The sequence below is a fragment of the Imperialibacter sp. genome, from assembly GCF_040222385.1.
Lineage (GTDB): Bacteria > Bacteroidota > Bacteroidia > Cytophagales > Cyclobacteriaceae > Imperialibacter.
This window is the reverse complement of record NZ_JAVKDF010000057.1, coordinates 1-20754: the sequence shown is the minus strand read 5'-3', so window position 1 is coordinate 20754 and position 20754 is coordinate 1. Positions and strand designations below refer to the sequence as shown.

Annotated in this window: 18 protein-coding genes; 13 read left to right on the top strand and 5 right to left on the bottom strand. The window is 46.3% G+C overall.

What is annotated here, in order from left to right:
• Positions 1-135: 135 nt before the first annotated feature.
• From RIG68_RS26830 to RIG68_RS26780, 11 genes are all read left to right on the top strand, one after another.
• Positions 136-4077, top strand: a complete 3942-nt coding sequence (locus RIG68_RS26830) for an ATP-binding protein (RefSeq protein WP_350129777.1) — start codon at positions 136-138, stop codon at positions 4075-4077.
• 516 nt (positions 4078-4593) lie between these two features.
• A complete protein-coding gene (locus RIG68_RS26825; RefSeq protein ID WP_350129775.1) occupies positions 4594-5130 on the top strand; it encodes an OmpA family protein in 537 nt (178 codons plus the stop codon).
• On the top strand, positions 5127-5789 hold the full coding sequence (locus RIG68_RS26820) for a hypothetical protein (RefSeq protein WP_350129773.1): 663 nt from the start codon (positions 5127-5129) through the stop codon (positions 5787-5789). The genes RIG68_RS26825 and RIG68_RS26820 overlap by 4 nt, the downstream gene beginning before the upstream one ends.
• 194 nt (positions 5790-5983) lie before the next feature.
• The gene (locus RIG68_RS26815) at positions 5984-7333 is read left to right on the top strand and encodes a rhamnogalacturonidase (RefSeq protein WP_350129771.1); all 1350 of its coding nucleotides are present in this window, start codon (positions 5984-5986) and stop codon (positions 7331-7333) included.
• Between the two features lie 211 nt (positions 7334-7544).
• A complete protein-coding gene (locus RIG68_RS26810) occupies positions 7545-7904 on the top strand; it encodes a VOC family protein (protein WP_350073970.1) in 360 nt (119 codons plus the stop codon).
• A gap of 4 nt (positions 7905-7908) precedes the next feature.
• On the top strand, positions 7909-8370 hold the full coding sequence (locus RIG68_RS26805; protein ID WP_350129768.1) for an SRPBCC family protein: 462 nt from the start codon (positions 7909-7911) through the stop codon (positions 8368-8370).
• Positions 8348-8686 (top strand): ArsR/SmtB family transcription factor, encoded by a 339-nt coding sequence (locus tag RIG68_RS26800; protein WP_151996858.1) that lies wholly within the window; start codon positions 8348-8350, stop codon positions 8684-8686. Before RIG68_RS26805 ends, RIG68_RS26800 begins: the two co-directional genes overlap by 23 nt.
• A gap of 143 nt (positions 8687-8829) precedes the next feature.
• Positions 8830-9285, top strand: a complete 456-nt coding sequence (locus tag RIG68_RS26795; protein WP_350129765.1) for a hypothetical protein — start codon at positions 8830-8832, stop codon at positions 9283-9285.
• A 134-nt stretch (positions 9286-9419) separates the two neighbouring features.
• Positions 9420-9911 (top strand): RNA polymerase sigma factor, encoded by a 492-nt coding sequence (locus tag RIG68_RS26790; protein WP_350129762.1) that lies wholly within the window; start codon positions 9420-9422, stop codon positions 9909-9911.
• Positions 9895-10551, top strand: coding sequence for a hypothetical protein (locus tag RIG68_RS26785; RefSeq protein ID WP_350129759.1), 657 nt, complete (start codon positions 9895-9897; stop codon positions 10549-10551). Before RIG68_RS26790 ends, RIG68_RS26785 begins: the two co-directional genes overlap by 17 nt.
• A gap of 83 nt (positions 10552-10634) precedes the next feature.
• Positions 10635-11648 carry a glycoside hydrolase family 43 protein gene (locus RIG68_RS26780; RefSeq protein WP_350129756.1) on the top strand — a complete coding sequence of 338 codons (1014 nt, stop codon included), beginning with the start codon at positions 10635-10637 and terminating at the stop codon, positions 11646-11648.
• Positions 11649-11746: 98 nt separating this feature from the next.
• Here the strand turns inward: RIG68_RS26780 and RIG68_RS26775 are convergent, their stop codons facing one another.
• A complete protein-coding gene (locus tag RIG68_RS26775) occupies positions 11747-13084 on the bottom strand; it encodes an aspartate aminotransferase family protein (RefSeq protein WP_350129753.1) in 1338 nt (445 codons plus the stop codon).
• A gap of 238 nt (positions 13085-13322) precedes the next feature.
• Between RIG68_RS26775 and RIG68_RS26770 the strand changes: the two genes are divergently transcribed.
• On the top strand, positions 13323-14678 hold the full coding sequence (locus RIG68_RS26770; RefSeq protein WP_350129750.1) for an NAD-dependent succinate-semialdehyde dehydrogenase: 1356 nt from the start codon (positions 13323-13325) through the stop codon (positions 14676-14678).
• 185 nt (positions 14679-14863) lie between these two features.
• The gene (locus tag RIG68_RS26765; RefSeq protein ID WP_350129747.1) at positions 14864-15481 is read left to right on the top strand and encodes an MCP four helix bundle domain-containing protein; all 618 of its coding nucleotides are present in this window, start codon (positions 14864-14866) and stop codon (positions 15479-15481) included.
• A gap of 51 nt (positions 15482-15532) precedes the next feature.
• Here the strand turns inward: RIG68_RS26765 and RIG68_RS26760 are convergent, their stop codons facing one another.
• The 4 genes from RIG68_RS26760 to RIG68_RS26745 all read right to left on the bottom strand — a co-directional run.
• Complete coding sequence (locus tag RIG68_RS26760) at positions 15533-16807, bottom strand: serine hydrolase domain-containing protein (protein WP_350129744.1); 1275 nt, start codon at positions 16805-16807, stop codon at positions 15533-15535.
• A 117-nt stretch (positions 16808-16924) separates the two neighbouring features.
• Complete coding sequence (locus RIG68_RS26755; RefSeq protein ID WP_350129741.1) at positions 16925-17362, bottom strand: hypothetical protein; 438 nt, start codon at positions 17360-17362, stop codon at positions 16925-16927.
• Positions 17363-17628: 266 nt separating this feature from the next.
• Positions 17629-18534: a PorP/SprF family type IX secretion system membrane protein gene (locus RIG68_RS26750; protein WP_350129738.1), complete on the bottom strand. Its 906-nt coding sequence runs from the start codon at positions 18532-18534 to the stop codon at positions 17629-17631.
• A gap of 2 nt (positions 18535-18536) precedes the next feature.
• Positions 18537-20754: choice-of-anchor D domain-containing protein (locus RIG68_RS26745; RefSeq protein ID WP_350129735.1), on the bottom strand; the 2218-nt coding region annotated here is incomplete at its 5' end.

Genomic DNA, 20754 nt, shown 5'->3' with positions numbered 1-20754 from the left:
GGAAGGCTGCTGCAAGCAATATGCTCTGCACCAGGTACACTGAGTAGTAGGGGTTCCAAAGTTGGTCATATCAACCATCCTGGTGAATGATACTTTTTCAACGATAATCCGAAATTGCTGTCTATATTGAGTTTGATGTTCAAATGCAACATTTTACTTTTTGTTCTACTACTCTCTTGCTCTTGTTACGGACAGATTGATCCTGTGTACAACAACTATGTGCATTACGAGGTAGAAGACGGGCTGCCGCAGAATTATGTGTCTTACCTGGCCCAGGATAGTGACGGGTTTATCTGGCTGGCTACGCTGAATGGGCTTGCCCGGTTCGATGGGCACCAATTTCTCCAGTTCAATAGCAATTCGCCTGACCCCGCCCGACTGTCTACCTCTCAAATTCTCGATCTTATTATCGACGACGCCAACAATCTTTGGATACTGAACTTTAATTACAAGGTTGATCTGATGAACCCCAGGACTTTCGAAGTACAAAGGGACGTACAGCCCTTCATGAGATCCGATGACCTGCACTTCAAGTTTAACATGGGGCCAAAAGCTGCCCGGTTTGTCTATTTTGTCAGTGACAATGCAAAGAAAAACTGGTTCGTAAAGAATGGTACTGAGTACTACCATATTGACTCCACGCTGACACAGGTAAGTGATATTTTCGCTTCGAAGGATAGCACGGAGTTTGGGTATGGATTTGACATCGATGAAAAGGGTCGCTTTTGGTACATGACGGATAGGGGCCTTGCTGTGGCGAAAACCACAAAAGATTCTTTGACACTGATTCCTATTCCGGCTGATTTCAACTACGAACCCGGAATAAGAAACAAATGTCCCGTTGTGTGCTTGCCCGACAGCAAAGTCTTGTTTGCCTACGAAAATAGAATGTTCATGTACCATGAAACGACCAATAGGTATCAAGAACTTTCTGTCCCAAATGTGCCGGTAATAAATAATTCGAAGATTTTCAATTTGACAACCGACCTTCAGCAAAGGCCGGTTTTTCAATATCAGGGGTATATTTTCAGAGTGGAGAAGGACGACCGCATCACGGTGCTGTGGGCTTACCCTGAGCGGGAAAAATTTGTCGTAACAGGCCTTTTGGTTGATCGGTCAAATACGCTGTGGGTTGGAATTAATACCGGAGGATTGTACAAAGTCAACCTGCTTACCCCTTCTTTTCACTCCACTGAATATAAGGTAAATTTTGTGGCCGATATTCTCATGGGAGAAATTGGAGTTCCGGCCAAGGAATTGCCAGCTAGCTGGAAAGCCAATCAATGGGCATATGATTTCCGATACTTTTCTACAGGAAAAGGACAGATGTATTTAAAGTACGACTACTACAACTACGACGGTCCCAGGCAATTATTTAAGCTGAATAACAAGAAGTTAGAACCGGTTGAAACCGGGGAGAACAGCATTGAATACTTTGTCGGGCTTGGTGAAAGCAGCGATAAACGCTGGGCACTCGGAAAGTATGGTTGGATGTACAGTTGGGTCAATGACCTCTCACCTCCGGAACAAGTTAGAATGAAGGAAATCAACAGTCTGGCTGAGGAAGTACTTTCGGATATGATCGTCGACAATGATTTTCAGTGGGTGATCTCGGTGAACAACACCCTCTACCAGGTTAAAGATGGAGAAATCATTCAGCGTTTTTCCCCGGCAAGTGACAATGCAAGCCTCATCGACATTGTTCAAGACCCCGATCAATCCGATATCCTATGGATTGCTACGCTAGGAGATGGCCTCGTTAAATGGGATAAGTCGACAAAGAAAACAAGCTACGTTTATAATGCCAAAGATGGGCTCTCAGACAACAGTGTGGGGGCAGTTGTGCCGGACAGTTTGGGCAACTTATGGATGGCCACTTTTAATGGCATCAGCAGATTAAATAAAAGGACAGGAGTGATTACTGCCTATTATAAGCAAGATGGGCTGATAGAGAGTGAATTTAACCGTCACCATTCGTTTACGCTGCCGGATGGAAGAATTGCGCTTGGCGGTACCATAGGTTACTCTGTTTTTGATCCAAACGAATTTGTGGAAGATGATTTTGAACCTGAGCTAAAAATCACCAGCCTTTCAATCAACAACCAGATACAGTCTTATTCCAAAGACCATCCGATTCTTACTACTCCATTGAACGAGTTACAAAAGCTTCAGCTTGGCTATCAGGAGAATTCGCTTTTGCTGGAAATGGCTGCCATGCAATTCAATGGCCCCAAAAAGAACCAGTATCGTTATAAATTGAGTGGTTATAACCAGGACTGGGTTTACAACGGTACCGACAGAAAAATAAAATTCGACAAGCTACGGAGTGGGACTTATACCCTCGCCATGAATGCTTCCAACACCAATGGAACCTGGAGTACCAATGTCAGGGAACTGACGATCAAAGTACTTCCGCCGCCCTGGCTGAGTTGGTGGGCTTTTACACTATATGGCCTTGCTCTTTCTTCGTTGGTTTACATCTACTGGAGGGGCTACCGAAAAAAGATTATAAAGCAGCAGGAAGAGGAGTTTAACAGGCGGGAGAATATTCGTTTGAAAGAGGTTGACGACATGAAAACGAGATTTTTTTCAAATATCACACATGAGTTTCGCACTCCTCTCACACTGATCCTCTCACCTTTGGAGAAACAACTGCGAGATAAAAATTTCCCCAAAGAGGTCCAATCCATTCTGGAAAATAACTATCGCCACGGGAGCCACCTTTTGAAGCTTGTGAATGAATTGCTTGATATCTCCAAACTGGAATCAGGATTTATGCAATCTCATCCTTCTACCGGGCGATTGGACACGTTCGTGAAATCCTGTGTCGACCAGTTTCAGGAAATTGCACAAACAAAAAACATTGAGCTTGCAGCTGAATCCAAAAACCTTGATGGCTTCTATCAGTTTGATAAAACTCATTTGGAGACAGTGTTGCAAAACCTGCTAAGCAATGCCATCAAGTTTACTGAACCTCATGGTCAGGTTCACCTTGCGGTGGAGGTAGGACAGGGGGATCAACTCAGAATAGAGGTGAGGGACACAGGAATTGGCATCCCTGAAGAGCAGTTGCCCAGGTTATTTGATCGTTTTTATCAGGTAGACGAAACATCCACCCGGGTGCATGGTGGCACGGGCATCGGACTGTCACTGGTAAACGAGCTGGTCAGCCTGATGGGTGGCGAGGTAACTGTAGAAAGTGTTGTTGGACAAGGGTCTTGCTTCACGGTGTATATGCCGGTGATAAAAATGCCGCTGCATGATGTGGAACAACACGACATTAGTTTTACTCCGGCAGAGTCAGGGGAAAATGTCCCGCTGGTACTGGTTGTTGAGGATAATGATGAGCTCCGGGCCTTCATTGTGGAAAGCCTCTCGGAGAATAACGTTGTCGTTTCTGCAAGGAATGGAAAGGAGGGATGGGAGATACTTTTGGACAGGCTGCCTGATGTGGTTATTTCAGACATAATGATGCCCGAAATGAATGGCTATGAATTATGCAGGCAATCCAAGCAAGATCTTCGCACCTCCCACATATATTTTATCCTGCTCACGGCCAAAACGGCACAGGAATCAAAAGTTGAGGGACTGGAAGCTGGCGCTGATGGCTACATTGCCAAGCCTTTTCACCTTTACGAATTAGAATTGCGTATCCAAAATGCAATGATTCAACAACGCAATTTGATTAGTCATTATCAGCAACAACTCCTGGCTGCTGAACTACCGACACCAGCATTGAGCGTTGGCGACGCCTTTATTGATAAGTTCTATCGTTTTCTGGATAGAAGTTTGCATGACACTTCTCTGAAAGTTGAAACAGTGGCAAGGGAGATGGCGATGAGCAATAGCACGCTCAATCGAAAAGTAAAATCGCTATTAGGCATTACAACAAATGAGCTGATAAAGCGCTATCGACTACAAAAAGCTGCGGAGTTGATCCGGGCGGGTGAAAGTATTGCCACAGTAGCGTTCAACGTTGGTTTTGAAACCCACTCTTATTTTTCGCAAAGTTTTAAAGAAGTGTATCAGGTGACGCCCACAGAATACCGTGAACAAACCAATGGCGCACAGGACTAAGCTCTTCCGGGTCGTCGTCGAAGCCATATTGGTAAACGCTCTTAGGCATTTTGACACGCTACCGACGATGTCTTTTGTGATTGCTAAAATGTTAGTTATCAATGTGATAACTATTTGTGGTAATGGGGCTTTAAAAGAGTTTCATTTCTGACAAAATCGTTATTGAATAGCTAAGGAAATAGATACTTCATCGACCGCTCAAGCGGCGTGTTTATCAAAATTGTCGCTTGTCGGGCAGGGGAAAATTAAAAACCCGCACCGGAAGCTTTTTGGCTGTGGGGCCTCCTTTCAATGCACTCCACAACGGAGGCAACACACTGGCGGGGCATTTGGATTGTCAACTTTAAGCCTGAACCTGTGAATTATGTAACTCTTTTCCAGGAACGTGAAACACTTCACGACGGAGTTTAGTCCAAATTTACTGTATCATTTGAAACCCTTTTCGAGGTGTTTCTTGGCTACTCCGGTCTTTTCGTGGTCAAAGTGATATCAATTTCATCGTTTTATGCTGCCACTATGAATATCAACGTTTTTCTCGGAGTCGTTTCGTTTGCGGTTTGGTCTACCCTCAGCACCTGGCTGTATGTGAACTACATCAAAGTGTTTGACACTGACTCACAAAAGGAACTGGTGATGCTGCCCAAGAAAGCAGCAGAAGTCACATCTATGGCTGCGGAAGACAAGTCAGCGGCGGAAGTGCCAATGCCCATCGAACTGACAAAGACCTTCACCTTTCACATAAACACGGCGGACATGATACACCCCGGGGCGGTCAAGCAGTTTGCTGATAGCCTTCAACCCTTGCTGGCTGGCCGAAAGGTAGACATGAGCATCACGGGCTATACCTGCGACCTGGGGACTGAAGCCTACAATATGAAGCTGGGCCTCAGCAGGGCCAACTATGTGATGACGGCCTTAAAGGCCAGCACCATCGATTGGCCAGCGTTGACATTTACCTCTCAAGGGGAAGCCAATCCACTGGTACCCAATACCTCAGAACTGAACAGAATTAAAAACAGACGAGTAACCATACTCATATCCTCAAAACCATGATCCTAGCCATCTTAGAAATACTCGCATTGCTTACCGTTTCCTGCCTCATAGGTGTCTTTTTCACCTATCGATTTTGGAAAGCCAAATATTACAGACTCCAGCGTCAAAACGATCAGCTTGGCAAGGAAGTAAACAACCTGAAGCAAGAACTAAAAACAGCACACTCCATCACCAACGAAAGAGAAAGCGAACTAGAACAACTCCGTGAGCAACTTACAATGGCCAAGGTCAGCGCAAACGAGCAAGCCTCAGGAAGACATGATGTATCAAAGGCGGACGCTATCGCATCAAAGAATTTCAAAAAGGAAATAGGGCTGTTGAAAGTTGAAATGGCTGAGAAAGAAAGAGAACTCGAAGAGGTCAGCAAAGAACTGGCGCTGAGGAAAATCTCTTACTACCGACATATTGATGGCCACAGGTACAAAGCTGCCACACTCAACATGGCCGATGAGGCTATTGCTGGTCAGGGAGATGGACGCATAAGCAAAGCGGATGCGGAGAAGATTTTTGGTACAATTTCAGACGGACAAGATTACACACAGGTGGAAAAACATACGATCAGATACTTAAGGGATAACTACAACTGGACGGAGGAAGCCGATGCACTATTCAGATCCAGGGTAAGAAGCTGGGCAGCCAGTGATCATGAGCTCGCTTGATTGCCAGCTTTTGCCGATGGTGGGTGTGCGCTGAAAAATAGTATGCAAAGGCCATACTTGAAGAACAATGGGCCAGTCGTTGATGTGGCATGAAGTGATTGGGCATCCTTTATCCCCATAAAAGACGATGGGGCAATCGCAATGCCACTAAAAAGGATGAGATTTCTTATATTTCCGCACGACATACGGAAACAATGAAGACTCGTCTAGCTAGCAGCAATGTCCTTTTTTTACTCCTCATCGGTGTTGCAGCATTTTTCGGCTGCACTTCACCGGAATCAAAGCAAGTCAATCTTTGGCCCGACGGCACTGAAATACCCGAGTGGTTTTCGGATACCACCAAGGTGAAATTGGCTGACCTCGGAACGCCCTATACCATTACCGACTATGGAGTGGTTAATGACAGCACTGTTTTACAAACTGAAGTCATTCAACGAACCATCGACGAAGCCAGCAGTAATGGCGGAGGCGTTATAATCATCCCGAAAGGTACTTTTCTAAGCGGAGCGCTGTTTTTTAAGCCCCAAACACATTTGTATGTGTCTGAAGGTGCTATCCTCAAAGGCTCTGACAATATTGCTCACTATCCTAAAATGGCCTCCAGAATGGAAGGCCAAAACCTCGACTACTTTCCAGCGCTGGTGAATGCCTACGGTGTTGATGGTTTCACGATATCCGGTAAAGGCACTATTGATGGTAATGGACTGAAATATTGGGAAGCGTTCTGGAAACGCAGAGAGGAAGACCCTAACTGCACCAATTTAGAGGTGTCACGGCCACGCCTGGTGTTTATTTGGGGTAGCGACAATGTGCAGGTGCAGGACGTCCGTTTGCACAACTCGGGCTTTTGGACCAGCCATTACTACCAGTGCAACAATGTGAAAATCCTTGACCTGCATATTTCTTCTCCACATGCGCCGGTGAAAGCGCCCAGCACCGATGCCATTGATCTGGATGTCTGCTCCAACGTACTCATCAAAGGTTGCTACATGTCGGTCAACGACGATGCCATTGCTCTCAAGGGAGGAAAGGGGCCATTTGCTGACACTAATGCCAATAATGGAGAGAACACCAATATCCTCATTGAAGACTGCGAGTTTGGCTTTTGCCACTCAGCGCTGACCTTTGGCAGTGAGTCTATCCACGACAAGAACGTTGTGCTGCGCAATAGCCACGTAAATGAAGCCAGGAGGTTGCTATGGCTCAAAATGCGGCCTGATACACCTCAGAAGTATGAGTATGTGACCGTTGAGAATATTACCGGCAATGCCTACAGCTTTATCTATGTAAAGCCCTGGACGCAGTTTTTTGACCTGAAAGGCAGGGAAGAGGTGCCATTGTCGTACTCAGATCACATTACCATGCGCAATATCGACCTCGACTGCGAGATCTTTTTCGATGTGGCCATTACCGAGCACGACCGGCTGTCTGATTTCACTTTCCAAAACCTGACGATCAAGGCTGTCAACCCAGCTTTTGACAAGAGCCTGGTTAAGGATTTCACGTTGGAGAATGTGAAGGTGAATGCGGACATCCTGCGGTAAGGCGAATACCCTGGCATTCCTTCATACGAATCAAGGAAAGTTTATCGGAAGTTTATATCAATCACTACCGCTGCGATAAAGCTTCACTTGTGACTGATTGTGCCTTGAACCCCAACCAGGCATAAAAAAACTAAAAAAAATTGCGTGAATCAAAAGTTACATATATAATTGCGTAACTTTTGATTCACATAACATAAAAACGCATAGCAGTATGAACAGGATCGACGTACTATCAGTGCCGGTGTCAGACCAGCAGCGAGCAAAGGAATTCTATTTGAAAATGGGACTTCATATAGTGGTAGAAGCGCCATTTCAGGGTGATCAGCTGTGGATACAGATGGGTTTTCCCAAAGGAGAAACGAGCATCACATTGGTGACATGGTTTCCGAAGATGCCTGCGGGCAGCCTTCAGGCGGTGGTGATTAACACCGACGATATCGCAGGCGACGTTAAAAAGTTGGCTGCCAATGGCATCGAAGTTGGTAAGATTGACGACACACCCTGGGGTAAGTTTGCTTCGATTGAAGACCCCGACGGCAACACATGGAGTTTGAACCAGAAAAACGCATAGTGCAATGAAAAAGGAAATACACTTAAAATGGTTTTATCCGCATTCCATCGATACTATTTGGGAATACCTGACCGACGCAGATTTGTTGAAACAGTGGAGTACTATTCATAGAGACGAGCCTTTTCAGGCGGAGCCAGGGTTTCAATGGACATCAACCCAAAAAGCCCGCCGGGGCTGGGACGGCATTATGTACCTGGAGGTGCTTGAAGTAGTGCCAAAAGAGAAATTGGCTTACGCTCTCAAGGGTGGCCCACGACCTGGCGAGCTGTCGCTGGATACTGTTGTTACCTACAAACTGGTGGAGAAGAACGGCGGCACGGAGCTTCAACTTTCTCATACAGGCTTCCAGGGACTTAAAGGGGCCTTTACTGCCTTTATCATGGAAAAAGGCTGGGGTAAATTCTTCAGCAAGCGCCTGATGAAAGCGCTTAATGAAATACAACATGACACACACACAGTACGATAGTTTTCTGGCCCTTGCCGACAAAAACCGCAGGGAGATACTGATGCTGCTCACCAAGGAAAAGAGCAGCATCAACACCCTGGCGGACGCTTTTGAGATAAGCCGACCAGCAGTGTCAAAGCACATCAAAGTGCTGGTAGATACGGGCTTCATCAATATCGAAGAAAGGGGTAGGGAACGGCTTTGCAGCCTCAATGCTAAGGGTTTCGAAGAGGTTCAGAGTTGGATAGGCCACTTTGAGAAGTACTGGACGCAACACCTGAGTAGCCTGGATGAGTTGTTGAAGAAGGGAGAGAAAAAGTCTGAACATGGCAAATAGCAAGTCGGTTGCCTGCAGGTAAATTGCATTTATATCAAGAGCGGGGCTTATGGCAATATGGTAATCGAATCTTTCAATTTGAAAAAAAGATTCAAAGAGGTGTAAGGTTTTTGTGCGCTGGCCACTAACCAGAGAAAACGATTATGAAAATAGCTGAAGCCATTGATTTACTTAAAGCCGAGGAAGTCCAGACTGAGAAAAAGTCTGAGATAAAGGTTTTACAAAACATGATTGGTATTCTGTTGGACTTGCAACACCGACAGTTATCAGCAGAGGATCTTGCCACAGTAGAAAGCGAGTTGGACGTTATGGAATTGAATGCCTACCAGGAAAACAGAAAAAGACACCTAAGAAAGAAGCTGGCAAAGTTTCAGCAATTTTTGAAAGACAAATTTTCTCTTATCGCAAAAGGCCACTACACAGCACTGGGGATTGCCTTTGGCGTGGCTTTTGGTGGCATGTTTGGAATGATGATTGACAGAACGCTCGGCAGCTCTCTCGGGATTAGTTTTGGAATCGCTTTTGGTTTGGTTGTTGGGAGGTATCTCGACGCTCAGGCCGAAGCACAAGATAGGGTGTTAAATGTTGAATTTAAATAACTGAGCGCAAACGCCACTTGTCGACGCTGTGATCAATAACAGTTGATTCCACCTCCGCTCCTCAAAAAACATCAAAAAGGGAATGCCCCGGGTGTAATAATCCCCAACTTTGGCCACCAACCAAGGTAAAAGATTTGAGCAGCGACTTTTATACGTCCATGATTTTGCCGTTTTCGGGCATCATCATCAAGATTTGCCGGGCATATACCAATACTCAGGAAGATTTTGAAGATTACTATCAGGAGGTGTGCCTGCAGATTTGGAGGAGTCATGCCAATTTCAGAGAGGAGTCGCAGTGGTCGACCTGGGTGTACCGGGTTGCCTTGAATGTTTGCCTTACCTTATTGAAGAAAAGGAAAAACGACCCGCATCATTTTGCGTCCGACTACCTGCCGGATGAGGCCACGGAAGATAGCCGGGCATTTGCCAACGAGTCGCTCAACGAATTATATGCTGCCATCAAACAGCTTTCTCAGGTTGATAGAGGAGTGGTTTTGCTCTACCTCGACGAAAAGAGCTATCAGGAAATCGCCGAGATAACCGGCACCAATGCCAATAATATTGGTGTGCGGATTAAACGAATCAAGGATCGACTAAAAGTAATATTAGATGGAAAGGTCAATTGAAGCTATTTGGAAAGAAGGGTTTTTGGTGAGCGATGCTTTGGTGGCACCTAAGATCAATCAGTTATACAGCCAAAAGTCGAAGCATATTGTTGATAAGTTTAAAAGGATGTTTGAGATTAATCTGATCGCCATCCTCATTTTTTCTGTTGTGTTGTTGCCGGTAAGTTTTTTGTTCGGCATGCCTTATATGGGGGTACCCATGTTTTTGCTTCTCAATGCGGTGGCAGTCGTTAACAAACGGCTTTCGAATGGATTAAAGAAAATTGATAAAAGCGTAAGCAGCTATCAATACCTCAAAGCTTTCGATGCCTGGATGCAAAAGCAAATTTCCATCAATACAAAAATGTCGGCATTTAACTACCCCTGGGCGTTTCTTTCTCTTCTGGCTGGTTTTTGGTTTTTTGACGTTGAAGGAAGGACGTTGGGTGAGGCACTAATGAATAAACTAATGGCCCATTATCCTCAAACCTATTTGGTTGGCGGGCTTCCCCTCGTTGGTATCATAGGCGTGATGGTTGTGGCCTGTTTTCTCGCTTTTTTCGGCGGCCGCCTTTACAAGTTTGAGCTTAAGCTGGTTTATGGGAACGTGATGAACAGGCTACAGGAGATGTTGGCTGACATGGAGGAACTGAGAGCTTGAGGCATTGCTTATAGTTTGCTTCATTTCCGGTTTAGATTTTAGCTGTTAACTTAGGCAGCTAAAGAAAATCGTCCAAGACTCCAATGATGAGACAAAGCATTTTTAGCCTATTTGCTGTTTTTCTGGTCGCATGCAATAGTCAGCCAAAAGAGACAGATGCATCTTTTGAGGAAATTGTAACCAACCCTATTGTCGACTCTGGAGCAGATCCATGGATCATCCGGCAGGACAGCACGTTTCACTATTGCTACGCCAAAGGTGTAGGCATTTATGTGAAATCGGTTCAGAAGTTCTCTGATTTGAATACGGCTAAGGAACACATGATTTGGCAGGCTCCTGACTCAGGCATGTATTCAAAAGAGGTGTGGGCACCGGAGCTCCACCGGTTGGATGAGAAGTGGTATGTCTACTTTGCGGCCGATGATGGAGAAAACAAAAATCACAGAATGCATGCGTTGTCATCTTCAGCCGATATGCCACATGCCGGCTTCTCTTATGCCGGTAAGGTAAGTGATGATACAGACAAGTGGGCCATTGATGGCACTGTGTTTACTCTTGATGGTAAAATGTACTTTGTTTGGTCAGGCTGGGAAGGTGAAGTCAACGAAGCTCAACACTTGTACATTGCTGAGATGAGCAGCCCGACGCTTATAAGCTCGGAAAGAGTGAAAATATCCAGCCCGGAGTTTGAATGGGAAAAGAGGGGCTCCAGCGACGAATTGCCTACCATCAACGAAGGTCCCCAAGTTTTGCAGAAAGGTGGTCGCATGTTTATTGTCTATTCTGCCAGCGGCAGCTGGTCCGACAGTTATTGTTTGGGTTTGCTTGAACTGAAAGGAGGCGATCCTATACTCCCAGAGTCGTGGGTCAAAGGCGAAAACCCTGTCTTTTCTGGAACAGAACAAGTGATCAGTCCAGGGCATGCGTCATTCGTAGAAAGCGGTGGGCAGGACTATATCGTGTACCATGCCATGCCGGTCAAGGGAGGCGGCTGGGATAGCCGACAGGTGAGGATTCAGCCTTTTTCGTGGAAGGAAGGCCGACCCGATTTTGGTTCGCCAGTGTCAAATGATGTAGACGTTTTAGTGAAATACTGAGCCTGAGTTGGAGGACACCGGGGCATTTTTTTCCAATATCGAATACCGAGGGCGGGTGAAAAATGTGCCCCACTCTGCACTAGACTAGTATTTGGTATTTATGTTGTTAGTTTTAATAGCTCCTCCTCAATAATGTCCAGCCCCTGATTCAGCTGCTCTTGGGAAATAACAAGTGGACTGAGTACACGCACTACATTTTTGTTGGTGCCTGCGGTTAACAGAATCAGGCCTCTTTTCAGGCATGCTTTGGTAAGGTCTGCTGCGGTGTCAGCATCGGGCTGGTTAGGGTCGCCGTTCTCCACAAACTCAATCGCCTGCATGGCACCAAGTCCTCTGACATCTCCAATAGCCGGGCACTTTTCCTTTAGCTTCAGGAAGCGATTATTTACGATCTCAGCCACCTGCAGGGCCTTCTCGTTCAAATTGATCTCTTCCATGTACTTGATCGTGGCGATAGCTGCGGCACAACAAACTGGATTGCCCAGATAGGTACCTCCGATTGTTCCTACGGCGGCAGCGTCCATCACTTCCTGTTTACCAATCACTGCTCCGATGGGCATGCCTGACCCCAATGACTTTGCCCAGGTGGAAATGTCAGGTGTAACGCCGTAGTGCTCATAAGCGCCCCATTTCCCGGTTCTTCCAAATCCACTCTGCACTTCGTCGAATATGAGCATGATGCCATATTCATCACAGAATGCACGTAAGCCCTCTACATAGGCTTTCGGAGCTATATTAAAGCCTCCTTCGCCCTGTACAAGCTCGATAATGATGGCAGCTACGCTGTTAGGATCGACCAGTGTGTGCGTGGAATCGTAAAGCTTCTGAAGTTCCTGCTCCGCAAAATCATCTTCACTGAGCCCCTGCCCATCGTGGTAGAAATTGGGGAAGGGCAAGCGGTACACTTCTGGAGCAAAGGGGCCGCAATCAGTTTTATAGTTAATTTTGGAAGTGAGCGTCATGGCCATCATAGTGCGGCCATGAAATGCTTCGCTGAAACACAACACTGCAGGTCGTTTGGTGGCCTGACGGGCAATTTTGATGGCATTTTCCACCGACTCAGCACCGGTGTTGGTCAGCATCACTTTCGTGCTGTCGCCGTGCGGGAAAAGCGAAGCCAATTTTTCGCTTAGTTCGAGGTAGGGCTCATAGGTGGAAATATTAAAGCAAGCATGGATCAGCTTTTCTGCCTGCTGCTGAATAGCCTTCACTACTGGCGGCGGGCAATGACCAGCGTTGGTAACTCCAATACCTCCGGCAAAATCGATCAACTCGTTTCCATTGGCATCAACAATGGTGGCTCCGTGCGCCTCCATGACCGAGGAAGGCACGAAAACGCTTACGCCGTTGGCTACCACTTTTTTTCTACGGGCAAGCAATTCTTCCGTCTTTGTAAAGCTTAGAGGGTGGTTACTGGTACCTGGTTGCATGGGCATGGTCTGCTTCGGTTTTGATATCAAACGACAAATTATTCAATCATCAGAAGCTTTCAAGATCATCGATTTGTATTTTTAAGTGCAAGAACGATAATGATGGATTAAACCAGCAAATGCCATCATTTGCAGAGAGCGGAAATGTTATTAGTGAATGCTAAAAATGCGTTGTTGTTGTATCGTAGAATCAATTACAGAGAGTGGGTAGTTACTGACTACATTAGTCATTAAATTGAGATGAATGGAATTCAAGAGCATTAATCCTTATAACGGACAGGTAATAGGAACTTACGAAGAGCAAACCACGCCACAAGTCGACTTGATGATTGAAAAGGCTCAGAGTGCTTTCGATAAATGGAGAAAGGTACCTGTTGCTGAACGAGCCCGTTTGATGGCAAAGGCGGGCGCTGTGCTGCGGGATAATGTGGAGGAGTATGCAAAAATGATCACGCTGGAAATGGGTAAACCAATTTCTGAGTCAAGAGGAGAGGTGAACAAATGTGCATGGGTTTGCGATTACTACGCTGAGAATGCCGCTGACTTCCTGGCTGATGAAGTGATAAAGACGGAGGCGCAAAAAAGCTTCGTGCGACACGATCCCATGGGATGTATCCTTTCCATCATGCCCTGGAATTTCCCTTTCTGGCAGGTCTTCCGTTTCGCTGCGCCTTCTCTCACGGCTGGCAACGTTGCCTTGCTCAAACATGCCCCCAACGTTTTTGGCTGCGCTGAGCAAATAGCTGGTGTATTTCAAAAAGCCGGTTTTCCTGAGGGAGTGTTCCAAAACCTAATTATTCATCATACGAAAATAGAAGCCGTCATCGCCCATGATACAGTAAAGGCAGTAACGCTTACTGGCAGCGAAGGTGCAGGTAAGTCGGTGGCTCAAACAGCTGGAAAGTACTTGAAAAAGACCGTTCTTGAGCTGGGAGGAAGCAACTCCTTTATCGTGCTGGAGGATGCCGACATGGAAAAAGCCATTCAGACGGCACTCACGGCAAGAATGATGAACTGTGGTCAGAGCTGCATTGCCGCCAAGCGGTTTATTGTTGTTGAAGCTGTGTTCGACGAGTTTGTCGCAAAGTATGTGGAGGCCGTCGGCAAACTGAAAGCTGGTGACACGATGGATGATACCACTCAGATAGGCACCCTGGCTCGCAAGGATTTGGCAGATCAACTTCAGCGGCAGGTGCAGGAGTCGATCAAAGCAGGGGCGAAGCTCTTGCTCGGCGGAAAGCAAAACGAATGCTTTCACGAGCCTACCATTTTAACGAATGTTACTCCGGGCATGCCTGCCTTTGACGAGGAAACATTTGGACCGCTGGCGCCAATGATCAAAGCCAAAGATGAAAAGCATGCCTTTGCTTTGGCTGAGCAGTCAAAATTCGGCTTGGGTACCACGGTTTGTACGACCGACATTGAAAAGGCCCTTAGTCATGCGGAGAACATCAGCGATGGCGCTTATTTTGTCAACGAGCTGGTGAAGTCGGATCCACGATTGCCCTTCGGCGGCACTAAAAGTTCGGGCTATGGCCGTGAACTGGCCAAAAATGGCATGATGGAGTTCGTGAATGTGAAAACGGTGTATGTAAAGTAGACACTGTCGAGACCAATGCACAAAGACAGAAAAACTAAAGATCAGAAGGAAGGTTTCGAAAAATGCCCACGTGAACTATAGAATAGCATGATACAATACCGCTTGCAAGACAGACGTAGCTGTTGATCAGAGAAAACTAACCCACATGGTAGAGTTCACGTAACTCTTGTGAAAACTGACCCGATATGATACGTAAACTGACCCATTTCCAAAAGATCAAGATTGTTGCGGCGCTGCTTGTGGTGTTTTTGCTTGTGCTGGCCACAAACATCATGGACAATAATCATTTTGCCATTGTGCAGCGTTCGCTGGAAACCGTTTACGACGACCGGCTTGTTGCCAAGGACTATATTTATAAAATTTCCCGCCAGTTGCAGTATAAGAATAAATCACTTTATACCGACGACTTGGAGGGAATAGCGAAGGCAAACCAAAGTGCAAACGACTCAATAGAAAGCCTTATTGAGAAATACAACACTACGGAGCTTACCCCGAAAGAGGCGCAGTACTTTGAGTCGCTTCAGGCCAACCTGGAAAGGCTATTGAAGGCCGAAAAGCAATTGTTTGGCAAGTCTCCCTCCGAACAAAAAGGATATATTGAGAATATACAAGCTCAGTTTGATAGGGTCAGCAACGATTTGGACGTGCTATCGGAGATACAGTTAGCCGAGGGGATCAGGCAAATTCACTACTCAAACCGGGCAATAAAGAATAGCGATATGATCGCCAAGCTGGAAATTGCTGTGCTTATCGTGATCGGGGTGATCATTCAAATTTTCATTTTCTTTAAGCCTTCGGAGTAGCCGTGATTTATTTTATAACTACCTTCAATTAATCTGCTTTTCCGGACACACTCAATCAACCAGTGCCTGGTAAGCCAGCACTTTAAAGGTGTTGCCAGTCGTGTTGGTATGAGAACCCCACATTTGCTGATAGAAAAGGATCACCATTTTTTCTTTCGGGTCAACCCAATAACTGGTGGAGAATGCTCCACCCCAACTGTAGGTGCCCTCATTGGATGGGGATTTGCCACTTCCTGCTGCTGAAACGACCTCGAATCCTAACCCGAATTTGTTCACCCCAAATGTCACGTCTCCAATTTGATTCATTGTCATCATGCGCACAGTATTGCGGGAAAGCAGTCTCACTCCGTCGTACTCACCACCATTTAACAGCATCTGTAGAAAAATAGTGTAATCGTAAATGGTAGACGACAATCCACCGCCACCGGAGAAATAGCTTTTTTTACGAAGCGGGAAGTTCATATCGCCACCCAGGGCTTGTTCACTTTTTTTCAAACCGGTGGAGTCCTCCAAAAAGAAATTCACCAAACGGTCAGCCTTCACTTCAGGGATATTGAAATAGGTGTCTTCCATCCCCAGTGGTTTGAAAATGCGGGCGTTGAAGAATTCCTCCAAAGTCATCCCGGACCAGATCTCCACAAGACGGCCTGCTAAGTCAGTATTGAGCCCATACGTCCATCGCTCGCCTGGTTGATGCACAAGAGGCAGGCTGCCCAGTTTGCCCATTGCCTCCGCCAGGGTTCCCTCATACACGTCCAACCCGGCAGTGATATTGTTTTTAGCATAAATTGCCTGCGCCTCCTGGCTGCCTATTTGTGCATAGTCTATGCCGGAGGTGTGAGTAAGAATATCTCGTACGGTAATAGCTCTGTTCGCCGGAACCGTGGTGTAAGTGGTGTCGTCCGGGTTGAACGTATCCAAAACCTGAGCATTTTTGAAGGAGGATATGTAGTTCGCCACCGGGTCATCCAGCAGAAATTTTCCTTCCTCGTACAGCATCATGGCGGCCACGCTGGTGATAGCTTTGGTTTGAGAGGCGATCCTGAAAATGCCCTCTTTGTCCAACACCTCTTTCGTTTCAATGTCGTTGTAACCAACGCCCTTGTAATAAACAATTTTACCATTTCGTGCGATCAGGCCAACTGCCCCATTTATCCAGCCTTTGTCTACCCAGTCCTGCAGAGAGGTGTCGATTCTGGCCAATCGGGTGGGAGAGAACCCGGCAGCCTTCGGGGTGCCAATAGTAAGCGCAGAGGAAGCCGGATCCTGGAGGGGCTGGCAGGTGAGGAGAATTCCTGCCAGGAAAATGAGGAGTAATCGTTTCATAGGTATAGGTTTACACTCTCAATTTAACTGAATATTTGGGAATACGCTATGGTGATGTCTGATGGTTTAGGGCGTCTATTTTGAGGCACATCAGAATCAAAAAATTGGTAGCGACGTTTACTCATCGTTTTCGTCAAAAGGCCCAATTCCGGGAGGATTAAACAAGCCCCATTGGTCGACGATATAGTTATCTGTGTCAAATCCTGCCACCCAATCGATGAAGAGCAGCCGATACTCTTCTATCAGATCCCGTACCAGTTGGTAGTATCGCACTTCTTTAAACCCATGCATGTCGAGACTGTGGTTTTGCACCATTAAGTCTCTGGCTGCTTTTCGGATAATGGCCGCTGCTTCCATTCTGATGTCGTAAAGGTCGCCAGCTTCTGCGCCGGCTACTTTTACTGTGAGCAATGCAGCATCCGACAGCATATGGCCCTTGATATCTTGTAACATCTCGTCATCCTCAGGAATTAGATTTCCAATAAGCCGGACAGTTTCGAGTATTTCTTGTCCTTTTTTGAAGATAGGCAGCGTTCGAGGATCAGTTTCATCCATGTCTTTATTTGTCTTGTCCTGAATTTCTTTTTTTGGCTAAACATCGGTGTCGCCAAATGAACGGCGGACACTAAAAGTACATCTAATTGACTAGAAAGCCATTATGCCTCTGATGCACGATGGGACGCAAATGTATATGACAAGTAGGTTTCGATCAGTCTGGAAATATGTAACCGAATTTGACTTGATACCCGCTCTGGTGCACGAACGGATGGCGCACGGTTTATCTATGTGGTTTTTGGTCCAGCAATCAACGCATTCATAGATCAGAAATACCGACCCGAAAGGTCATGTCTTTTGCCAAGCTTGAGGTCGGCAGAAACAATCACTTCATGTGTTCCATATCCCACGGTAGCCAATTCATTGAACGGAAATTGGAAGGAGTAGCCAAAGTGAAACATATTGTTTTCTGTGAATAGGATATTCACTCCGCCAGCACCAAAGTTTCTGATGGAGGCACCCAGCCATATCTTTTCGTCGATGAGCACCTGACCGTTCAAATCCACCAGGAGATCGTTGTGAGAATAGCTAACGAGAAAGGAAGGTTTAATTTTTAAGGTTCGTACGGTGGTGATGATGAACCCGCCGGTTACGTTGTAACTTTGATACAGGTTCCGTGTTTGGACGCCATTGGTTTGCAGATTGGAATTAGTTACCTGAGGAACAGCCACGCCGAGATAGAAGAAATCTGACTTATACATGGCGCCAAAGCCAAAGCTAGGCGTAAACTCCGACTGCTTCCCAGTGCCTACCGACGGGTCGTCAAAGACGTCGACATCTAACTTAGCGTAATTAATGGTGGAGGAAAGAAAGCCTCCCTGAAGACCAAACGAGAGGTTATGGTCATCGTCGAAATTGATATGATAGGCATAGTTGGCGATTACTTCAGTGTCGGTATTAATACCATAACTATCACTCATAAGCCGCAAGCCGGCAGCACTGTGCATGGAAATGGTGCTCGATCCCATTAACGTGGTGGTAAGGGGAGACCCATCGATGCCCAGCCATTGTTTCCTCGATATCGCTGTGACATTGGCTAGGCTGTTCACGCCAATATAAGCAGGGTTCAGAGTTGACTGATTCATCAGGTACAGGCTGTACGGTACTACATTCTGTCCAAAACAACGCCCAGCTACAAGTAAAACTAAGAATAAGTAGAGGTGTCTGTTCATATTTAGTCTCTTAGTAGCTGAATGAATCCGGATTCATTTTTCCCACGCTCTAGCTTGATTAGGTAATAATAAGTGCCGGCATCCAGGGCCTGATTGCTGCCAACATTCCCATTGCCTTCAAATTTGATATCTATGTTGTCATACCGGTCAGCTTGATACACCAGTTTGCCTGCCTTGGTGAAAATGGAAACCGAATTATTTGCGTATTCGGTAATGCGCTCAATCTTCAGAAAATCATGTTTTCCATCGCCATTGGGGGTAAGCACGTTAAAGACATGAATGGTCTTGTTTCTGGGCCCAACCTCACCCGACACGTCAAAAACAAAATCAGCGAAGTTACTTTTGATCGTCACGGTACCCGAAAAACTTCCCTCGGCTGTTGCCCGAAGCACTACCTCAAGCAGGCCTGTTTCGCCAATTTCAACGGTTTCTGGTACCTGCGCCACCTCAAATTCGTCACCTGTGATTTCAACGGAGTGAATTATCAAGATTTCATTTTCTGACGGGTTGGCGATAAAAAATACTTTGGAAATAGGGTCTCCAAACTGAGTCGTGCCCAGGTTGACTGGTGTGTTGGAAGTGATCAGCTTGTTGTTGCTTTCCTCTATTACCTGCATCTCTTCAAATTCAACTTTTCCACTGACCGAAAAGTCAAAATCTGCTTCATCGTCGTCATTGCTGGCAATGGAAATAGTTGCAGTGAAATCTCCCCCCGCCGAGGCGTCCATCACTACTGTAAACTGCCCGGTTGTTCCCGGCAGTAAGCTTGTTATTGACGACAGAATACTGAATACTTCGCTTGAAGAGGTGATGCCTGAGATTTCGAGCGCAGCATTTCCCGTGTTTTTGATTGTGAAGACCGCTTCCAGGTCGGCACCCTGTTCGGTGGTACCCATTTCAATGGCTGTGGATTGTCCATCAGTTATGCTTGTGCCGGTGTCGCTGCTTCCCACAAATACTTCTATTTCAGGTACCAGAGGCACTCCAGATAATATTTCGCCGGTTATGGGGAATGTAAAAGAGCTTTCATTCAGGTCGTCGCTGATGATAGCAACTGTGGCGTTGAACGTGCCTGCATTGGCACCAGATAGAGTTACTGTAAACATTTTGGTGTTTCCGGGTGAAATACCGGCGATGGTGCTGTTGACTATGAAGTCTGTACCGTCGACAGTGATGGTGCTGATGTTGAGGTTGCTTGTGCCTGTGTTTTCAATGGCAAATGTTCTAACGATATTATTTTCCTGAATAGCACTGCCGAAGTTAATAGGGGTGGCTTGTTCATCAGATACAGCTTCTCCCGAATTGCTCTCTCCGGCAAACACAGCAATGTCAGGATAGGTAATCGAGCCTGTAATCGGGAAGGTAAATGAGCTGTCACCACTGTTGTCGCTGCCGATGGTTACATCGGCGCTGAAGTTTCCTGTGTTGTTCCCCGACAGTGTGATGGTGAATGTTTCTGTGGCGCCAGCGGCAATGCTGGTGATGGTATTGAAAACGCTGAAATCGGTGCCGGATAATGTAATGCTGTTCACCGTGAGCACACTGGTGCCTGCATTTTGTATGGCAAAAGTACGAGTGATGGAATTGCCCTGAACTATGCTGCCAAAATCCACTGGCGACGTTTGCCCGTCTGTGACCATCGTCGCAGTATTGTCTGGGCCAGCGAAGATATTGATCTCTGAATACGTGACTGTGCCGGTAATAACGAAGGTGAAAGGACTCTCATCCGCATCGTCAGACGCAATAGTTACTGTCGCATTGAAGGTGCCTGCATTTGCTCCTGAAAGGGTGATGCTAAAGTTGGCTGACTCATTTGCTCCGACGGAAGTAATGGCACTGGAAACACTGAAATCTGATCCGGAAACAATCACACTACTCACGTTAAGAGTACTGGTGCCGGTATTCTCGATAGTGAAAGTTCTGGAAACGTCAGTCTCTTTAACAGCGGATCCAAAGCTAATTGTTTCTGTTTGGTCATCGGAAATAGCTGATGCCGTGTTGTCATTACCAGCAAATACATTGATTTCGGGGAACGTGATAGTTCCGCTTACCGGGAATGTAAAAGGGTTTTCATCAGCATCGTCGCTTGTGATGGTTACGGTAGCGCTGAAGTTGCCTGTGTTGGTTCCTGAAAGGCTGACAGTGAAGGTTTCCGTTGCATTCGCAGCAACCGTTGAGATGGCGCTGTTTACGTTGTAATCGGTGCCGGAAACGGTGATG

What these genes read in the sequence shown, in the direction of transcription:
- RIG68_RS26830 (WP_350129777.1), top strand. Translation starts at nt 136, where the DNA reads ATGTTCAAATGCAACATTTTACTTTTTGTTCTACTACTCTCTTGCTCT.
- RIG68_RS26825 (WP_350129775.1), top strand. Translation starts at nt 4,594, where the DNA reads ATGAATATCAACGTTTTTCTCGGAGTCGTTTCGTTTGCGGTTTGGTCT.
- RIG68_RS26820 (WP_350129773.1), top strand. Translation starts at nt 5,127, where the DNA reads ATGATCCTAGCCATCTTAGAAATACTCGCATTGCTTACCGTTTCCTGC.
- RIG68_RS26815 (WP_350129771.1), top strand. Translation starts at nt 5,984, where the DNA reads ATGAAGACTCGTCTAGCTAGCAGCAATGTCCTTTTTTTACTCCTCATC.
- RIG68_RS26810 (WP_350073970.1), top strand. Translation starts at nt 7,545, where the DNA reads ATGAACAGGATCGACGTACTATCAGTGCCGGTGTCAGACCAGCAGCGA.
- RIG68_RS26805 (WP_350129768.1), top strand. Translation starts at nt 7,909, where the DNA reads ATGAAAAAGGAAATACACTTAAAATGGTTTTATCCGCATTCCATCGAT.
- RIG68_RS26800 (WP_151996858.1), top strand. Translation starts at nt 8,348, where the DNA reads ATGACACACACACAGTACGATAGTTTTCTGGCCCTTGCCGACAAAAAC.
- RIG68_RS26795 (WP_350129765.1), top strand. Translation starts at nt 8,830, where the DNA reads ATGAAAATAGCTGAAGCCATTGATTTACTTAAAGCCGAGGAAGTCCAG.
- RIG68_RS26785 (WP_350129759.1), top strand. Translation starts at nt 9,895, where the DNA reads ATGGAAAGGTCAATTGAAGCTATTTGGAAAGAAGGGTTTTTGGTGAGC.
- RIG68_RS26780 (WP_350129756.1), top strand. Translation starts at nt 10,635, where the DNA reads ATGATGAGACAAAGCATTTTTAGCCTATTTGCTGTTTTTCTGGTCGCA.
- RIG68_RS26775 (WP_350129753.1), bottom strand. Translation starts at nt 13,084, where the DNA reads ATGCCCATGCAACCAGGTACCAGTAACCACCCTCTAAGCTTTACAAAG.
- RIG68_RS26770 (WP_350129750.1), top strand. Translation starts at nt 13,323, where the DNA reads ATGGAATTCAAGAGCATTAATCCTTATAACGGACAGGTAATAGGAACT.
- RIG68_RS26765 (WP_350129747.1), top strand. Translation starts at nt 14,864, where the DNA reads ATGATACGTAAACTGACCCATTTCCAAAAGATCAAGATTGTTGCGGCG.
- RIG68_RS26760 (WP_350129744.1), bottom strand. Translation starts at nt 16,807, where the DNA reads ATGAAACGATTACTCCTCATTTTCCTGGCAGGAATTCTCCTCACCTGC.
- RIG68_RS26755 (WP_350129741.1), bottom strand. Translation starts at nt 17,362, where the DNA reads ATGGATGAAACTGATCCTCGAACGCTGCCTATCTTCAAAAAAGGACAA.
- RIG68_RS26750 (WP_350129738.1), bottom strand. Translation starts at nt 18,534, where the DNA reads ATGAACAGACACCTCTACTTATTCTTAGTTTTACTTGTAGCTGGGCGT.